The following is a 16,273-nucleotide window of genomic DNA, read 5'->3' as shown; positions in this document are numbered from 1 at the left end:
GAGAATCAAAATAATATCTTGCGACGATTATTAGTTAATAATTGCTATTTCCCTAGTCCTTTTTATTCTCCCCCGTTTTTAAGGGGGGTTGGAGGGATCTTACTTTACTAACAACAGCAACGATTAGTAGTTAATAACTGCTATTTCCCTAGTTTCTTTTACTAACTAATATTAAATATTCTCCCCCTTTTTCAAGGGGAGTCAAAAAGTGGTGTAGTTCTACTTCCCGCTTTGTTGACGTGGGTTGGGGGGATCTCAAATACCTCTAAATTTCGCGTTGCATTTGAAAAACTTTAGGCAATCCCCACCAAGGAACATCAGGATGTTCGTGGTGTTCGTAATGATAACCAAAGTGATAGCAAGTAATAAACGATAACCAAGTTGGGAGAGGATTTGTTTGAGCGCAATGAATATTTTTATACCCTCCACTTGGCTCTTTATGGGGTGTGAATGTACCAAAATAAAATAGTTGCACTGAGCTTAAAATTGAAGGAATTACCCAAAACAAAGTTAAGTTTTTTTCAGGAATATGGAAAGTAAAAAGAATGACATTATATAAAGCCATTAATGATAATAACCGCGTCCAACTCCAATAACGCAGCATAAAATTAAAGTACCAAGCAAAAAAGTTTTTATGCTTGCTATTGTGAAAATCTGGATCTAATTCGCTGGCTGGATTGTGATGATGAAGCCAATGTTTTTTCTGCAACTTTTCATAGGAAAAAAGCGCATACAAACCCACTGCTAAAGCACCAATAAAGTTATTTATTTTGAGATTACTCGGAAATACGGCTCCGTGCATGGCATCATGAGCAGTAATAAATAAGCCTGTATAAAGGAACGTTTGTAAAACTATTAGTGGTGAAAGCAATAAATTATTAACTTCCGATACATCAACAGACATTAATAAACACCAGCTTGATGCCCATATCCCAATAATGGCAAAAGCTACGATAAGCCCACCATACAAATTTTTACTACTTACCATTCACGTATTTTCTTAATTGCCAGATAAATTTTATCACTTTATTATCTTATCTTGACAGCCGTATCTAATTGTCTGCCTTGGGGTACAATCGCGCTCTATTTCTACAAACTAACTATACCAAGCTACTAAATAGTTGAATATGTAAAACTTATTTAATATCTGCTGAGTATAATATTCTAAAATTCAGCAATCAGCTTTTGAAGTTATTTTCTTTGCCTAAGCGCTGTTAGTATATAACGAAAGTATACAATTTGCAATAAATCGCCTAAAAATTGAACTCACAATTAATAAAATCTCAATTAGATATCAGCTTACCTAATTAATCAATCTACGGCGCAAAAATTTCTACCAAGGGAGAGAGGTTGAAAAAAAGTTAAAAATCCTTATATAGATATAAACAAAACAAATATTTTATAACTATGGTTCCTACAGTTTTAATTACTGGTGCTTCCCAAGGCATAGGCAAAGCAACCGCACTTTTATTTGCTCAAAACGGTTACAATCTGGTACTAGCATCCCGCCGAGTAGAGCCTTTAACTGTTACAGCGCAAGAATTACAAGCTTTAGGGAAGAAAGTTTTAAGTATTCACTGTGATGTCAAAGATCCTCAGCAAGTAGCTAATTTAGTCAATAAAGCCTTGGCAGAATATGGCAGTATTGATGTGCTAATTAATAATGCAGGTATTTATAGTTCGGGAACTGTGGAAGATTTCTCTTTGGAAGATTGGCATCAAACTATAGATACAAATTTGTGGGGATATATTCATACAATTCATGCTTTATTGCCTGCAATGATTGCCAAAGGTAGCGGCACAATAGTAAATGTAATTTCGATTGGCGGTAAAGTGCCTATTCCTTATCTAGTTCCTTACTCTACTAGCAAATTCGCGCTTACGGGTTTAACAGAGGCGATGCACTCAGAATTAAAACCTAAAGGTATTCATGTCTGCGGTGTTTATCCCAGTGTAATTAAAAGTAGCTTAATGGAACGGGCAATTTTTCGCGGAAAAGACGAACAAGATATTGCAGCGCGGCGAAATCAACTCAACCAAGTGTTAAGCACTCCGGTAGTAGAGAAACCAGAGGATGTAGCCAAAGCAATTTGGGACGGAGTTAAAAATCAGCGTGCTGAAGTTTTGGTAGGCTCGGCTAAGTTGTCAACCGCCGCTTACAGCTTGTTTCCTGGTTTGATGCAGTGGGTATTTAGACAAGGTTTTAAACAGAAAACGTAGTACACCCATTCAATTAATCAATTCTTTGCTTTGCTCGATTAGGTAGCGATTAAGCTCGTCCACCCCGTTTGATGACTTGCGCCTAGTCCTGCACCATTATCGCTATGAAAATACTCATGAAACATTAAGTCGCGCCAATGAGGATCGGTTTGAAACTTCGCTACTCCACCATTGAAAGGACGCTGACTAGCATCATTTTGGAGAAAAAGTTGTACCAGTCTTGGCAATAAGTCTGTGGCAACTTGTTCAAGATTCATCATTTGTCTCGAACCTATGGGACACGTTACTAAAAAGTTATTACGTAAGTAATAATGAGTCGGAGTATTGTCTAAATAAAAATAATATTCCTTGACATCTTCGCCATGATTGCTTTCATTACCTGATAAACCAAAAAGTCTTTCTTTAATAATCGGATCTGCGCCCTTCCATAAAGAAATCGCTAAACACAGCCTTTGATGATTGTCAGAAATACCCGCAATCTCATCTTCTCCCCAACGGTAGGCGCGAGATCTGGCGCTATCGTGAGGAAAGTAATCCCAAGCCGCATCATCAGGGCTGTAATCTTCTCTCACCGTACCTCACTGGCGATCATACCAGCCAATCGCCAACGTTTTCAGTAGCCCATGCGATCAGTTTGTAATCTTACTTCTTCTCTCGTTATGGTTTATGGCTTACTAACGCTTTTGCTATATTACAATGTAAATTTTTTCTTAATATGTGATTATTGGCGATCGCACTTCTAGCAATATTGTTTATGCTGGTTCCAGTTATCGGTAGCATATACCCTGTTCCAGCTTTCCCTTACACCGTATTTCCTTATCTGTTTTTGTTGTACCTTGTAGTCGGTGGTGGATGGTTCTTAATGCTCTGTCTGCGTTCTCCCGAAACTATTGAGGAAATAGAACAGGATTTAGAACTAATACACGGCAGATTTGAAAAGCCAGAAGTAAGTTAATTACTTTGAATTTATAACTGAAGGTTCTTACGGAATTGCTAGGTAAACTTAACCTGTCAATTCCATGTTTACAGCAGTAATTCCCACCATTGACGATGATTGAGATACCATTGCACAGTATGACGCAAACCGTCTTCTATGCTTGTTGTTGGTGTCCAACCTAGCTGAAGTTTAATTTTACTTGCATTAATTGCATACCTAAAATCGTGTCCCGGTCGATCTTTAACGTAGGTAATTAATTGATTGCTCGGATTTATCGGTAGCGCCGCCAATTTATCCATTAATGTACATATTTTATTCACTAAATCGATATTTTTAATTTCATTATTGCCGCCAATATTATAAGTTTCGCCAGGTTTACCGCGATTAATTACCGCTTCTATTGCTGTACAATTATCGCCGACATAAAGCCAATCGCGGACATTTTGCCCATCTCCATAAATAGGCAAGCTTTTACCTTGCAAAATATTGATACAAATTAAAGGAATTAACTTTTCGGGATATTGAAACGCACCGTAATTATTAGAGCAATTAGTAACAATTGTTGGCAATCCATAGGTATGAAAATAGGCTCTTACTAAGTGGTCGCTACCAGCTTTAGAAGCAGAATAAGGACTATTTGGAGCATAAGGCGTAGTCTCGGTAAAAGCAGGTTCGGTAAGGCTCAAACTACCATAAACTAAACGTGCAGAAATAGAGGTTTATTTACAACTTTTGCCGTTTCTAAGTATTGACGAAAAGCCTCTAATAAGGTAAAAGTTCCTACTAAGTTTATTTGAAAAAAAGTTGCAGGTTTAAGGATAGAGCGATCAACGTGAGACTCTGCCGCCAAGTGAATGATTGTATCGATATTTTCTGATATTAGTAGTTTATCTACAAGAGCGCGATCGCCTATATTTCCCAGAACAAAAGAAAAATTAGGATTTTTCTCTAACCTGTGCAAATTTTGCTTGTTTCCAGCATAAGTAAGCGCGTCTAAGACAACAAGGCGATCGTCTGGGTAAGTTTTGCACCAATAGCGGACAAAATTCGCGCCAATAAATCCCGCTCCGCCAGTTACTAATAACCGACGCATTTATTTTTATCCCCTCTGTGGTTTTTTAGTCATTTCTAAAAGCTAGGCTTATTAGGATTGAGAGGTAAAGGTGTACTTGTGGGTTCTGGTGAAAGGTTCGGCGCTGGCGTACTATCTGGACTAGGTGTAGGCTTAGGACTACTTAAAGCTGGTGAAAGGTTCGGCGCTGGCTTACTATCTGGAATAGGTGTAGGCTTAGGACTACTTAAGGCTGGTGAAAGGTTCGGCGCTGGCTTACTATCTGGAATAGGTGTAGGCTTAGGACTACTTAAGGCTGGTGAAAGGTTCGGCGCTGGCTTACTATCTGGAGTAGGAGTTGGTGTTGGCTTTGCTTGGGCGCATTTACTAGCAATGTAGTCAAACTCAAGCCGAAAAATGTAATTAGTAGTTTTACCAGTTTTAGTAAACCCATAATTTCTGACATCATTTTGAGCGAGAGTAAGATTTTCCCTTCTTGGCTGAGTAATTAAAACAGGTTCAGATAATCTTTTTCCTTGGGGATTGACGACTACAGACACGACGGCTAAATCATCCAAAGCGCGATCGCAACTTATCAGTTTGCGCCTAATTTGTTTTGTACCTACACCAGGGTATTTCTTTTGGACTTCTGCGCGAGCAACTGTGTATTTATCTAAATTGTCTTGTTCGATTGAAAGCTCTTGCGATCGCTCGTTTGATAAATTACGGTTTTGTCCTCTTAGAGCGGCGGCTATTTCAGAGCGGCTCAGAGCGCGAGTATTTGGTGATGCTGGTTGGTTACGACTTTGCTGACCCCTTAGAGCGGCGGCTATTTCAGGGCGACTCAGAGCGCGAGTATTTATTGATGCTGGTGTAACAACCTGCTGGGGAAAATTATTTCTCATGCTATCGCGCATCGCTAATAGCTCTTTTTTGCCTCTTTCTGGTAGTTTCGCTGCTTCAGGGGGTTTAGCTGCGGGGGCAATTAGATTAGCTTGGCTTGGTTGTGTTGGCTCTGGGGAAGGTGTAGCCCTTGCGATCTCCTCGTCAGCAGGTAAAGTGCGATCAGGAGTCAAAGGCGCGTCAGGCAATCCGTTATTTGGGGGCAAAACAAAAGGCGGGGCTTGAGGAATAGGCGGTAACGGATTAGAATTTGGGATATTTTCGTAAGGAATGGCAGGAAAAGAAGTTTGTGGCGGTGGTGGTAAGGGTACTTGAAAAGTTTGCAGGGGAGGAGCGGAATTTTGATTAGGAGAGGCATTATTAATGAGGGCGCTACCGGGCGACAGTTGCACCGGAGGTATTACGCTTGTTTGATAAGGTGGTGCGGGGGGCAAAGGTGGCAACGCAGTTAATTGAGAAGCAAAGGCTGGTAGGGTATTGTCTGCGGGGTTAGAAACTTGGGGGAGACGGCTTTGCTCTTGGGGGGATAATTCTATAAGGTTTATAGTCCTCTCCGATGGCGATTTATCGGCTTGGGATACCGTTAAACCTGGCAAAACAGCCCAAAGTAATCCGTGAATGCCTAGGGAGGCTAGTATAGCGATCCCAGTGCTTGATAAGACATTTTTATTGGCAACGTTAAACATAAAAAGTTTTTAGTTATGAAATTTTAACTTAATTTTTGGGTGGAAAAAATCGATAATTTGAGAGCAAAACTATACTATTTTAATCAGCAATAATATATTTTCGTCGATTTAATGAAAATTTAGTAATTACTGCGTGTTACTTGCACAATTAAAATCGAAAAATAGGGTAATTGTAAAGAAGGGCGATCGCGTAATCCATTATAAATTACCATCTCTGGCAAAGTAGCTCTTTCTACAACTCGGCTGCGTTCTAGTAAATTACGCTGGTTCAAGATTTGCCATACTTGTTCGTATACCGAAGCAACTTTCATTAAAACTACTACATCAGCCCAGTCTAATACAGCCTCTAGCTCTTTTAGCTGATAGATGGCTGGCAAAACCACTAATTTTTCTGCGCCAACAGTTAAGGGTAATCCAAGCATTGAAGAAGCAGCCATTGGCGAACAAACTCCGGGAATTGATTGGACTAATACTTCAGGATGGATTTTCTGTAAAGTTTGTGCTAAGTAACTAAAAGTACTATAAAAACTAACATCCCCTTCACAGACAAAAGCAACATCTTCCCCTTGTTGCAAATATTGCCAGACTTGGACGGCGGCGTTTTTCCAAGCAGCTTCTAAGATTTCTTGCTCTTGCACGTAGGGAAAAGTTAAGGCTAGTTGTCGCTGAAGTTGGCTCATCCAAGGCGCTACAATTTGTTGAGCGATGCCAAGTTTGCCTTTTATTCCCGCCGGAAAAGCAACTACTTTAGATGCTTGGAGGATTTTTAGCCCCTTAACTGTAATTAATTCTGGATCGCCCGTACCGACGCTAATTCCGTATAAAGTGCCAATTTTCACAAGTTTAGTAGTCTGAATTAAACCTAATGTTGCCTACAGTTATTTTGCCTGGATACTTGGAAAGTGCGATCGCCTATTTGCCTTTGCAACAAGCTTTACAACAATTGGGTTTTCCCACATCCACCGTACCATTACGTCGCCGCGATTGGTTATCTACTTTGGGCGGACGACCGATTACACCAATTTTGCAGCAACTTGATCGCACAGTAAAGCAAGCTTTAGAACAATCTGATACTGGGCAAATTAATTTAATTGGTCATTCGGCGGGGGGTTGGATTTCCCGAATTTATCTAGGAGAAAAGCCTTATTTGGGGCGAAAAGAGTTAGAATCTCAAGCTTTTTGTCATGCTTACCCTAATATTGCTAACTTAATTACCCTTGGTACGCCGCACATCAGTCAAGAGCGGTGGACGCGGTGGAATTTAGATTTTGTAAATAATAACTATCCCGGCGCTTTTTATCCTAGCGTTCGCTACATTTGCGTTGCGGGAAAAACAGTTTTTGGAAGTCGCATTTCTACTAAATGGCTGGCTTACAGCAGCTATCAGCAAACTTGCGGGGTAGGAAATACTTGGGGAGATGGGATTACACCAATTGTAGCGGCGCACTTAGAAGGGGCTGAAAATCTAGTTATAGAGAACGTTTTTCATTCTCCGCGATCGCCGGGACTTTGGTATGGCTCCCCTACAATTTTACCTTCTTGGGTGTCTTATCTGAGCTAACTATCTACTTTAGGATGACCTGCACAAATTGGCGATCGCGTTAGGATTGTAAACAAAACTATACATTGAGCAGCTATGATTTCTACTTACGATTTTAGATTGCGGCGGACGGCGACAATATTATCGGTGGCGATTGTAACTTTAAGTGCGATCGCGGCAATTACAGGTGTCTTGATATCTTTTTACTACGAACCAGCCGCAGGCGGTGCTTATCAGTCGCTAAAGTGGATAAATACAGAAATTACGAATGGTTTATTGATTCACACAATTCACGATCGCGCGGGAACATTGCTGATCGGCGTAAGCTTAATTCAAATGGTAGTCATGTTTTTAGGCAGACAATTTCGTTCTAGCTGGTTGACAGCTTGGGTAAGCGGTATTTTATTGACATTGACATCGATTGGTCTTGCTTGGACGGCAATTATTTTAGATTGGAGTCAAGAAGGTTACTGGCGCTTTCGGATTGAATTAAGCACCATTGAGGCAATTCCGCTAATTGGTTCGACGTTGAGAGATGTATTAGTTGGTGGTGGGGCGTTAAATACAACTACTGTAGAGCATCTTTATACTATTCATAGTTACTTGCTATCGGCTGGAGCAATATTACTTGCAGTAGTGCATTTGTGGAGCATATTGAAGCAGGAAAAAGAAATGAAAGGCGAACTTGTTGCGCCTGAATTGCCAGCCCAAAAAGAAGTTGAATTAACTTAAATTAGTAGGCATTATACCTACCGCGCATCCCCAATTAAAATAAATGGCGACCAGTACAAAGGATGCTTGTCAATTAGGCTTAACTTTGCTTGACGCAGGGCTTCTCCTTTAGTCATTCCCTTGTTGAGATTTTGGTAAAAGGCAACCATCAATTGCTTAGTTTCCTCATCTTTAGCTAACCAAAGACTGGCAATTATAGACCGCGCCCCTGCACGTTCAAATAGGTAGGCAATCCCGGCAAATTCTTCACCGTTAGAATTGGCGCTAACTGCGGTTTGACAAGCACTTAAGACAACTAAATCGGTGTTTTTCAGTCCCAGTAACGCAGCATCGGCGATATTGAGATTGCGATCACTAAACAAGATAGTATTCGCCTCTAGCTTCAAGTCAGGACACCCTTCGGGACGGAAACAACCATGAGTCGCAAGGTGCAAAATGGAAAACCGAGGAGCAAGAGTAGGAAAAATATTGAGTTTAGCATCAGCACCTAAATGAGCCTCACTTCCTGGCAGCAGTGGAGTGATACTTTTCTTTTGATTTCATCTTCCGCTCCTTAAAGGCTACGATCACCTCCACGCCTGAGTTATTAGAACCAAATGAAGCTTAGTTAATGACTAATTTGATCTACCACAGATAAACTTTAGGCATTACAATAGGCAAACTCTCAGCACTCGGCTTCAATGATTCGTTGTAGTGCGCTGACTAAACATACTTACCCTTCACGTTCACTTTCATACTGAGAAGGAAGCGCAACTCTACCGTGAAAGCTATGATATCGTCGGGAAAAATGCTCCAAGTAAGGACTAGCTAGAATTGTTCGCCGTTTAACTATACCAAGTTCGATTTGACGATATAAAGTTGCCGCATCAATACCAAAAACTTTCTTAAAGTCAGCAGTAAGTTCAGGTAAACCTTCTTGCTCTACCTCATATTCAAAAGGAATCTTCTCGAAGAAGTAAAACCTTTCATGACGATGAGAAACAACTAATTCCCATTCCTTGCGATTCATTCCATCTGTACCTCTAATTGACTCTGCTGTGCCAATTTCACATAGAACAATCGAATTTAGGAGTTTAGCTGGATTACTGTTGCTAGTTCCTCTAACTTTATAATCCCAATCAAGGTCACAGTCTTGTGTAACAACAATTGCATATGGATGAAGAACAGGCGTAAAAGGTATATCCTTTAGTTCTTGCCACTTTTGTGATAGCTCTTCAACAATAGGATTAAACTGAACCACACCTGTCAAAATTTCCCCTTGTCTCAGCGAGGAATCTTTGTCTGATGTTTGGTAAATAGCCCGTTCTTCCATGTAGTAAATTACCAAACAATTTAAGGTTCCAAGACAATAGGTGGTCTAACTTGTGTAGCTTTCAACTTACCTTTGATGCTACTGGCAGGAATCAAAGGTAAGTTGACTTGAGGCAGACGATTAGCATAAAAGCGAGAAATCCCCTCTAATTCCTCAGCAGCTTCCTCTAAAGCAGCTTCTGGGAGGGTTTGAATAATAAGCAAGCATTTTATTAACAGGATCAACTTGTCTGGCGACAAACGTTGAGAATCGGTTCTGAAGGATAAGTACGAACTAGACATCATCAAATCAAAAGAAGGATGCTGAATTATGATAGGTTTGCCACTTTCTCTATCAAAAACCACATTATTGAGGGCAATACCTGATGAGGTTTGACTATGCTTATGCTGAGTCAACTGATTGGGGTTGCATGGCGTTATGGAGGGTATCTGTGATGCTCCACCTAAAGAGCCTTCCGGCAGATTGATTGAATTGATTGAGTACGTTCCAGACATCTCCATTTCCCTCTATCTTCTTTTCTATGTAAAAATCAGCATCAAATAAGTAAGCAATCTCATCACTATTGTCTTGTGGATTTTTTACAATAACCAGCCCATGATTCAAATGGATTTGACCATTTTCTGTTTTCAGAGTTAGATTTTTTAATAATGTCTCAATTGAAGAAGAAAGTTGTGGGTCGTGCAACTCTGAAGCAATATGCTTGGCAATCAATTCTGACCAATTCTTATGCTCAATTCCAAGTTTTGAACGAATAATTAAGTCTTGATACCGGAGACCGACCCTTGTATAAAAAGATGGTTTATATATACGTTCAAAAACCTCTAAAGCTTCTTCAAAACGTTGCTTCAATTGCTCGTAACGCTCATAGACAGAAGTAGTTAGAGCAATAAAATCTTTAGTAATAGACAAATTCCATCTTTGATCTTCTGACTTAAAGCTATAAGCAATATCGCTTTGTAGAGGTACACCGAGTTGTTGCACAATCTTTAATATTTCTGGCGAAACTCGCGCTTGGGTTGTCTCAAAAAGTGGGTACTGAGACCTAATCTCATCTTGGAACTCTACTGGCTCTTGGTGAGAAATCTTGAGTATGGGCGGAAAGCGCAATTGGCAAACAACCTCTACCAGAGGGTTATGCTTATAGACTACACGCTCAAACTCAGGCAATTTCATCAAACTTTACTTTTACTTAAGACTACCACTATACGTATAGCTTAAATTACAGCGCTACATTTCTACCAATAGGTTCAACAATTTTTCAAAATCTGAGAAACAATTAATAAAGGCATTCTCAACTGAGAACGCCCAAATACTAGACAATTAATGAAATTACGCGCCTACAGATTCTTTGGCGGCGTACATGACTTCAAGACTAATTACACTAAAACCGCGATCGCGCGCAAACTTTTCGGTATTGCGCTTAACTTTACCGCGTACAAACCCCGGCACTTTATTTAATTCTGCCTGAGCTTCTTTATTCCAACCTAAATCGGAACCTGCGGAAATGCCTTTAGTAATTACTTCCTTGGTATCGTGTCCGCCGAAAATTTCGAGTAAGTGATCTTCCATGCCCAAAGTAAAGGAATTGTAGACCAAATCGGCGATCTGGTTTGTACCTTCATAGCCACAAAATGGCTTGTAGCCGATGGGGAAGTTCTGAATATGTACTGGTGCAGCAATTACACCACAAGGGATGTTTAGACGCTTGCCTACGTGCCGCTCCATTTGCGTACCAAAGATAGCTGATGGTTCAACGCGGGCGATCGCATCGCCAATTAGTCCGTGATCTTCCGTTATGATTACTTCATCGCAGTATTCGCCGACTTGCTCCTTAAACCACTCAGCGTCGTACTTGCAGTAAGTACCCGCCCAAACTACATGAATGCCCATTTCTCGCGCTAATATCTTTGTCATCGCGGCGGCGTGGGTACTGTCGCCAAAAACTACAGCTTTTTTCCCGGTTAAATTCTGACAGTCAATCGAGCGCGAAAACCAAGCTGCTTGCGAAACATACAAAGTTTGCTCGTTGATAAAGTCTTCGTAATTTACATCTGCACCTTGATCGTTAAGAATCTGCTGAATTTTGCGAATGCAACGCGCCGTTTCTACTACACCCATCGGCGTAATATCTACATAAGGCATCCCAAATTCTTGTTCTAGATACTTCGCCGACATTACCCCTAGTTCCCGATAAGGTACTAGGTTAAACCAAGCTTGAGAAAGTCTTTTGAGGTTGAGAACGGAAGCTGCTTCAGGAATTACCTCGTTAATTTCGATTCCCAAATCAGTCATCAATCGCTTTAATTCAGTGCAATCGTGGTGATTGTGGAAGCCGAGACTAGAAATACCAAAGATATTGACTGAAGGCTTTTCAGTTTTACCTGTAGGTAATTCGCCCTTTTTCCGTGCCTTTTCGGTATATAGCTGGACAATTTGCCGCAACGTAATATCCGCCGCTTGCAATTCGTTAACGCGGTAATGGTTGACATCTGCAAGCATTACATCGCACTTTGTATCAATAGAAGCGCGTTCGACAAAGTTTTCTAAGTCTTCCTGCAAAATGCTAGAGGTACAAGTAGGCGTAAGAACTATTAAATCAGGATGTTCTTCGGTGTCCTTGCGAGTGATGTTGTCAACTACCTTTTCTTGAGAACCCCGCGCTAATACGTTGCGGTCTACTGAACTAATGGTAACTGGAGTAAAATTGCGATCGCGTTCTAACATCGAACGCATAACATTAAAGTAATCGTCGCCAATCGGTGCGTGCATGATGGCATGGACGTTTTTAAAAGAGCTAGAAACTCGCAAAGTCCCAATGTGGGCTGGCCCTGCATACATCCAATAAGCCAATTTCATATCTTTGCAATGCTCCTTAATTTATATAGATGGGGATAGTTATTATTAGTCCTGTATTTTCTGATTGTCCCAGAGATATCGGGTGCTAGTGCGGTTACTGACAATTTTTGCAACAAAACGATAAATTGCGATCGCTTTCCCAAGCCTCAATCAAGTTTAGTTAAGCTAATGCTTGTCCTGTCTTTAAAATGGCTTCTAAGCTTTTGCTTAAATTTACGATACCTTTGTCTGCTATTGACAATTACAGTTTTTGAATACTATAGTTAGCATTCTCCCTCGTTAATGTTTAAGATGAAATCATTATGAATGGTTCTCTCTTGAAAACCTTTGGGACGGGAAACCACGCCTCTAAAGTTTCCGCTATCAACTCACCGTTTCGCTACGCTGGCGGTAAGTTTTATGCTCGTAACCTGATTCTCGAACACATTCCTCCTCACTCAGACTATATTGAGCCGTTTGCTGGAGGCGCGTCTATATTTTTTGCAAAATCAAAGGTAAAGAAAATTGGCTAAACGATATAGATGCAACGTTGATAAATACTTATTTAATAATTCGAGATCGACCAGAAGAATTAATTAATTTTTTGGCTGGGGAGCAGGCTACTAAAGAACGGCATACATACTATAAAAAAGAATTTGTCCCCCAAAATAATTTGGAAGCAGCCGCAAGGTGGTTCTATCTAAATCGAACATCTTACTCAGGCATAATGAAACTACAAAACTGTTATTGGGGCTACGGAGAAAAGTATAGTATGCGTCCAGAAAACTGGGGTAGAAATATCTTAAGAACCTCAGTTAAACTTCAGGATATTGAAATTACTTGCTTTGACTTTGAGCAGGTTATAAAATCTGTGCCTGATGGAGCTTTTTTGTTTATCGATCCTCCTTATTTTAATGCAGATCAAGAAAATTTTTACACACACTCTTTTTCAAAAAACGACCATTATCGGCTAGTTAAATTACTTAGAGAGCATAAAGATAGGACTAAATTTCTTTTGACTTATGACAACAGCGTAGAAGTTAGAGAGATGTATGATTGGGCAACGCAAATACACGATAAAGAGTGGAACTATACTATCAATAGGACAGACGATCAAAGAAATAAAGTAGAAACTTCGGGAGAAACAACCGCCTCTCCCGAAGTTTCCAAGAAAGGAGAACGTTATAAAGGCAAGGAAATATTTATATTGAACTATAATTCAATAGCTGTTAAAGATAAAGATTCAGAGCAATTAGCCTTATTTGTCTAAATTCTATCCAATACCTCTTTAAAAAGCTGTTCGACTCTCTCTATTTCTATCCAATGATTTTTAGGAGAAGGAATAAGATCGGGCGATAACTCTGTAATATTTCCAAAGTTGATAACTGGATAATTGGGAATAAACCCGCAATCTGACTTATCTAAGCAACTACGTTTATTACAAACAACACCACTTTTGCTTGACACAGCAATATCTAGAGAACTAGCAAAATAAACCTTGTTGTAAACAAATTCTTGTAAAGCTATTTCATTATCTACAGGTGGGTTTAACCGTTTTATAAACTTTTTTCCTGCTTCTGTTGGCTGAAACTTATACATCAAGTTGCCATCTTCATCTTCTAAAGTTTCATAAAAAGCATTACCGATTGATGTAGCAACTACATCAAAATTAGATGCGCGATATTGATCGCTATGAGTAAGAAATGCTTCTGGACTAACAGAGAGCATTCTTGCGGCTGATGCAACTTTTGCTGGAGTTTTAGTTGTACGCGATCGCATACACTTAACGCTGATAAGATAATCGTCTTTTGATGCAATTCCAGCTTGGCTTTTCTTTGCTACTCTAAATCCTCCCTTGCCAGCTAGTTTACATTCAACAGATATAACTTTACCCGTTAGATTATGCTTTACCATCAGATCGATGTCATGTGTCCCTGTTTGTGCGTTCATTACAGGTTTAGTAACCGTCCATTCTTCTGCTGGTAATATTTGTTTTAATCTTGAGTAAGTAGAAAATTCAAAAGCTTTACCGCGAATCATTGGCGAGACTTTGAGATCGGTTACTATTTTGTAAAGCTCTCCGGGGGAAGCTTCCCCCGGAAGACTTTACGTAGAGATCGCCCGTTGAAATATTCAACGATCGGCAATAGTCCCGCAAGTGACTAATCCATTGTTCTTCTGGAACCTTATTCATTTTTACTACTTTCTTTTAACAGTTCCTCAATACTTATTTCTAGAGCATTAGCAATTTTTTCAATGTTGATAAGAGTAATATTTTTCTCGGCTCTTTCAATCATTCCTATATATGTTCTGTGCAAACTTGCTTTTTCGGCTAATTTTTCCTGAGAAAAACTCCGCTTTAATCTTTCATTTCTTACTCTTTGACCAAATCTTTTGAGTATTTCCGCCCCCATACAACTTTTCTCATCCAGGACTAAAACAGTCATAAACGGCTGCATACTAAAATTCTACATACTATAGTTATCATTAGCTGTCTATCACTCAGTGAGTATCAATTTTTCTGTCAATCTTTTTATTCAGTCCGCAACGCTTGCTGCTGCGCGATAAACAGTTCCTTAATTCCTTTTTCGGCAATATCGAGCATTTGGTTAGTTTGAACTCGGCTAAAGCTGCCTTCTTCGGCGGTTCCTTGGATTTCTATAATCCCTAAGTTGCTGTCCATGACTACGTTTAAATCTACTTCGGCGGCTACATCTTCGGGGTAGTTTAAATCTAAATAGGGTTTGCCTTGGAGTATCCCTACAGAAACCGCCGCTACTTGGTGACGAATCGGAGAATGTTCTAAAGTCCCTTTTTTTATCAGGGAGGCGATCGCATCTGATAGCGCCACAAAGCCCCCCGTAATAGAGGTTGTCCGGGTTCCAGCATCAGCTTGGAGTACGTCAGCATCAATAGTAATTGTTCGTTCTCCTAGTGCCTCTAAATCAATGGCTGCGCGTAAACTGCGCCCAATTAAGCGTTGAATTTCTTGAGTACGTCCCGATAGTTTTAACAATTCTCTTTGTTGACGCTGAGGGGTTGCTCCGGGTAACATTCGATATTCCGCCGTTAGCCAGCCTTTTCCTGAACCTAACAAAAACTTAGGTACTCCATCGCTAATCGTTACCGTACAAAGCACTTGCGTATCGCCGCATCTCGTTAAAACCGAACTAGCCGCAAAGCGCGTAAACCCAAGTTCAAAGCTAATCGGACGCAACTGTTCGCTTTGTCTACCATCGGGACGTTGCCACATGACTATTACTCGTTTAGTTGGGGGAATAGAGCCAAGTTTAGGACATTTTGCGGATTCTTCTCTACTGCTAGTTTTTTGTCAAAGTAACTATCTTCGAGCGGTTGACCTTCACTCATATCTAGTGTTAAATCAAAGAACTTAGCTAATAATTGCGCTATATATCTGTATTATTTTCTTCAACAGTCAAACATTGTCCTATGGTTGCCCAGCTAGAAACACCTGTATTACCTACTCCTAATAACCTACCTTATGCGATCGCGGGACTTGTGCAAGTATTTACCTGTTCCCCCCGTTGCTTTTTTACAAGCGTCATCGCCCAAGCTTTGAGAATTGCCGGACAAGGTACGTCTGTATTAGTGGTTCAATTTCTTAAAGGCGGTATAGGGCAAGGGTTTGAGCATCCGGTACAATTGGGACAAAACCTAGATTGGATTCGCTGCGATTTACCCCGTTATATCGATACTCCCCAACTAGACGAAGCCGAAACAAAGTCACTACTAGCATTGTGGCAGCATACGCAAAAAGTTGTATCTGAGGGTAAATATGCTTTTGTGGTACTGGACGAACTAAGTTTAGCGATTTCTTTTGGGTTAATTCCCTTAGATGAGGTATTGGAATTTATCAAAAAACGTCCCAGTCATGTAGACATTGTACTGACAGGTACAGAAATGCCCCCAGAAATTATAGAACTAGCCGACCAAATTACTGAAATTCGCCGCAGTCACCAACCTTAAGTATTAAATATATTCAAAAGTTAATATCTCAAGTATCCTAGAGAATCTGTTGATTTAGTTGTGATGCTGT

At 40.2% G+C, this 16,273-nt stretch carries 16 protein-coding genes and 3 pseudogenes; 6 read left to right on the top strand and 13 right to left on the bottom strand.

What is annotated here, in order from left to right; all coding sequences use genetic code 11:
- Nucleotides 1-265 precede the first annotated feature (265 nt).
- Nucleotides 266-988, bottom strand: a complete 723-nt coding sequence (gene crtW, locus C7B70_RS01635) for a beta-carotene ketolase CrtW (RefSeq protein WP_106367331.1) — start codon at nt 986-988, stop codon at nt 266-268.
- Between the two features lie 419 nt (nt 989-1,407).
- Between crtW and C7B70_RS01630 the strand changes: the two genes are divergently transcribed.
- Nucleotides 1,408-2,220 carry an SDR family oxidoreductase gene (locus C7B70_RS01630; protein ID WP_106367330.1) on the top strand — a complete coding sequence of 271 codons (813 nt, stop codon included), beginning with the start codon at nt 1,408-1,410 and terminating at the stop codon, nt 2,218-2,220.
- A 299-nt stretch (nt 2,221-2,519) separates the two neighbouring features.
- On the opposite strand, the pseudogene C7B70_RS01625 reads toward C7B70_RS01630, so the two are convergent.
- A pseudogene (locus C7B70_RS01625) lies at nt 2,520-2,798 on the bottom strand (glucosidase); the annotation flags it as partial.
- A gap of 176 nt (nt 2,799-2,974) precedes the next feature.
- Between C7B70_RS01625 and C7B70_RS01620 the strand changes: the two are divergent.
- Nucleotides 2,975-3,175 carry a hypothetical protein gene (locus C7B70_RS01620; protein ID WP_106367329.1) on the top strand — a complete coding sequence of 67 codons (201 nt, stop codon included), beginning with the start codon at nt 2,975-2,977 and terminating at the stop codon, nt 3,173-3,175.
- Nucleotides 3,176-3,243: 68 nt separating this feature from the next.
- Here C7B70_RS01620 and rfbB read toward each other — a convergent pair.
- The 3 genes and pseudogenes from rfbB to C7B70_RS01605 form a co-directional block, all read right to left on the bottom strand.
- A pseudogene (gene rfbB, locus C7B70_RS01615) lies at nt 3,244-4,250 on the bottom strand (dTDP-glucose 4,6-dehydratase).
- A 35-nt stretch (nt 4,251-4,285) separates the two neighbouring features.
- On the bottom strand, nt 4,286-5,797 hold the full coding sequence (locus tag C7B70_RS01610; RefSeq protein WP_106367328.1) for a hypothetical protein: 1,512 nt from the start codon (nt 5,795-5,797) through the stop codon (nt 4,286-4,288).
- A 119-nt stretch (nt 5,798-5,916) separates the two neighbouring features.
- Nucleotides 5,917-6,636 (bottom strand): precorrin-2 C(20)-methyltransferase, encoded by a 720-nt coding sequence (locus tag C7B70_RS01605; RefSeq protein ID WP_106367327.1) that lies wholly within the window; start codon nt 6,634-6,636, stop codon nt 5,917-5,919.
- A 26-nt stretch (nt 6,637-6,662) separates the two neighbouring features.
- Here C7B70_RS01605 and C7B70_RS01600 point away from each other — a divergent pair, with 26 nt between their 5' ends.
- Nucleotides 6,663-7,358 (top strand): lipase, encoded by a 696-nt coding sequence (locus C7B70_RS01600; RefSeq protein WP_106367326.1) that lies wholly within the window; start codon nt 6,663-6,665, stop codon nt 7,356-7,358.
- A 75-nt stretch (nt 7,359-7,433) separates the two neighbouring features.
- A complete protein-coding gene (locus C7B70_RS01595) occupies nt 7,434-8,069 on the top strand; it encodes a cytochrome b N-terminal domain-containing protein (protein ID WP_106367325.1) in 636 nt (211 codons plus the stop codon).
- A gap of 17 nt (nt 8,070-8,086) precedes the next feature.
- Here the strand turns inward: C7B70_RS01595 and C7B70_RS01590 are convergent, their stop codons facing one another.
- From C7B70_RS01590 to bchB, 5 genes are all read right to left on the bottom strand, one after another.
- Nucleotides 8,087-8,581 carry a CHAT domain-containing protein gene (locus C7B70_RS01590; protein WP_369831799.1) on the bottom strand — a complete coding sequence of 165 codons (495 nt, stop codon included), beginning with the start codon at nt 8,579-8,581 and terminating at the stop codon, nt 8,087-8,089.
- Between the two features lie 200 nt (nt 8,582-8,781).
- Nucleotides 8,782-9,396: a hypothetical protein gene (locus tag C7B70_RS01585; protein WP_233220788.1), complete on the bottom strand. Its 615-nt coding sequence runs from the start codon at nt 9,394-9,396 to the stop codon at nt 8,782-8,784.
- A 5-nt stretch (nt 9,397-9,401) separates the two neighbouring features.
- Nucleotides 9,402-9,776: a hypothetical protein gene (locus C7B70_RS01580; RefSeq protein ID WP_233220787.1), complete on the bottom strand. Its 375-nt coding sequence runs from the start codon at nt 9,774-9,776 to the stop codon at nt 9,402-9,404.
- On the bottom strand, nt 9,763-10,554 hold the full coding sequence (locus tag C7B70_RS01575; protein ID WP_106367321.1) for a TIGR04255 family protein: 792 nt from the start codon (nt 10,552-10,554) through the stop codon (nt 9,763-9,765). The genes C7B70_RS01580 and C7B70_RS01575 overlap by 14 nt, the downstream gene beginning before the upstream one ends.
- Nucleotides 10,555-10,710: 156 nt before the next feature.
- On the bottom strand, nt 10,711-12,237 hold the full coding sequence (bchB, locus tag C7B70_RS01570; protein ID WP_106367320.1) for a ferredoxin:protochlorophyllide reductase (ATP-dependent) subunit B: 1,527 nt from the start codon (nt 12,235-12,237) through the stop codon (nt 10,711-10,713).
- 302 nt (nt 12,238-12,539) lie between these two features.
- Between bchB and C7B70_RS01565 the strand changes: the two are divergent.
- Nucleotides 12,540-13,486 (top strand): annotated as a pseudogene (locus tag C7B70_RS01565) (DNA adenine methylase).
- Here C7B70_RS01565 and C7B70_RS01560 read toward each other — a convergent pair.
- The 3 genes from C7B70_RS01560 to rph all read right to left on the bottom strand — a co-directional run bounded on the left by C7B70_RS01560 (nt 13,483) and on the right by rph (nt 15,469).
- Nucleotides 13,483-14,256, bottom strand: a complete 774-nt coding sequence (locus C7B70_RS01560; RefSeq protein ID WP_106367319.1) for an XRE family transcriptional regulator — start codon at nt 14,254-14,256, stop codon at nt 13,483-13,485. The pseudogene C7B70_RS01565 and the gene C7B70_RS01560 sit on opposite strands and share 4 nt — an antisense overlap.
- A 146-nt stretch (nt 14,257-14,402) precedes the next feature.
- On the bottom strand, nt 14,403-14,663 hold the full coding sequence (locus tag C7B70_RS01555) for a helix-turn-helix domain-containing protein (RefSeq protein ID WP_233220784.1): 261 nt from the start codon (nt 14,661-14,663) through the stop codon (nt 14,403-14,405).
- Between the two features lie 86 nt (nt 14,664-14,749).
- On the bottom strand, nt 14,750-15,469 hold the full coding sequence (gene rph / locus C7B70_RS01550) for a ribonuclease PH (protein ID WP_106367318.1): 720 nt from the start codon (nt 15,467-15,469) through the stop codon (nt 14,750-14,752).
- Between the two features lie 197 nt (nt 15,470-15,666).
- Between rph and C7B70_RS01545 the strand changes: the two genes are divergently transcribed.
- Nucleotides 15,667-16,203 carry a P-loop NTPase family protein gene (locus C7B70_RS01545; RefSeq protein WP_106367317.1) on the top strand — a complete coding sequence of 179 codons (537 nt, stop codon included), beginning with the start codon at nt 15,667-15,669 and terminating at the stop codon, nt 16,201-16,203.
- Nucleotides 16,204-16,273: the final 70 nt, after the last annotated feature.

Source organism: Chlorogloea sp. CCALA 695, assembly GCF_003003885.1.
GTDB lineage: Bacteria > Cyanobacteriota > Cyanobacteriia > Cyanobacteriales > Chroococcidiopsidaceae > Aliterella.
The sequence above is the reverse complement of the archived record's forward strand: the minus strand, read 5'-3'. Positions and strand labels throughout refer to the sequence as shown.

Bases quoted from the DNA above. Each gene is read 5' to 3' on its own strand.
- rph (WP_106367318.1), bottom strand. From the start codon at position 15,469: ATGTGGCAACGTCCCGATGGTAGACAAAGCGAACAGTTGCGTCCGATT.
- C7B70_RS01630 (WP_106367330.1), top strand. From the start codon at position 1,408: ATGGTTCCTACAGTTTTAATTACTGGTGCTTCCCAAGGCATAGGCAAA.
- C7B70_RS01610 (WP_106367328.1), bottom strand. From the start codon at position 5,797: ATGTTTAACGTTGCCAATAAAAATGTCTTATCAAGCACTGGGATCGCT.
- bchB (WP_106367320.1), bottom strand. From the start codon at position 12,237: ATGAAATTGGCTTATTGGATGTATGCAGGGCCAGCCCACATTGGGACT.
- C7B70_RS01600 (WP_106367326.1), top strand. From the start codon at position 6,663: ATGTTGCCTACAGTTATTTTGCCTGGATACTTGGAAAGTGCGATCGCC.
- C7B70_RS01575 (WP_106367321.1), bottom strand. From the start codon at position 10,554: ATGAAATTGCCTGAGTTTGAGCGTGTAGTCTATAAGCATAACCCTCTG.
- C7B70_RS01595 (WP_106367325.1), top strand. From the start codon at position 7,434: ATGATTTCTACTTACGATTTTAGATTGCGGCGGACGGCGACAATATTA.
- C7B70_RS01545 (WP_106367317.1), top strand. From the start codon at position 15,667: ATGGTTGCCCAGCTAGAAACACCTGTATTACCTACTCCTAATAACCTA.
- C7B70_RS01560 (WP_106367319.1), bottom strand. From the start codon at position 14,256: ATGATTCGCGGTAAAGCTTTTGAATTTTCTACTTACTCAAGATTAAAA.
- C7B70_RS01555 (WP_233220784.1), bottom strand. From the start codon at position 14,663: ATGACTGTTTTAGTCCTGGATGAGAAAAGTTGTATGGGGGCGGAAATA.
- C7B70_RS01620 (WP_106367329.1), top strand. From the start codon at position 2,975: ATGCTGGTTCCAGTTATCGGTAGCATATACCCTGTTCCAGCTTTCCCT.
- crtW (WP_106367331.1), bottom strand. From the start codon at position 988: ATGGTAAGTAGTAAAAATTTGTATGGTGGGCTTATCGTAGCTTTTGCC.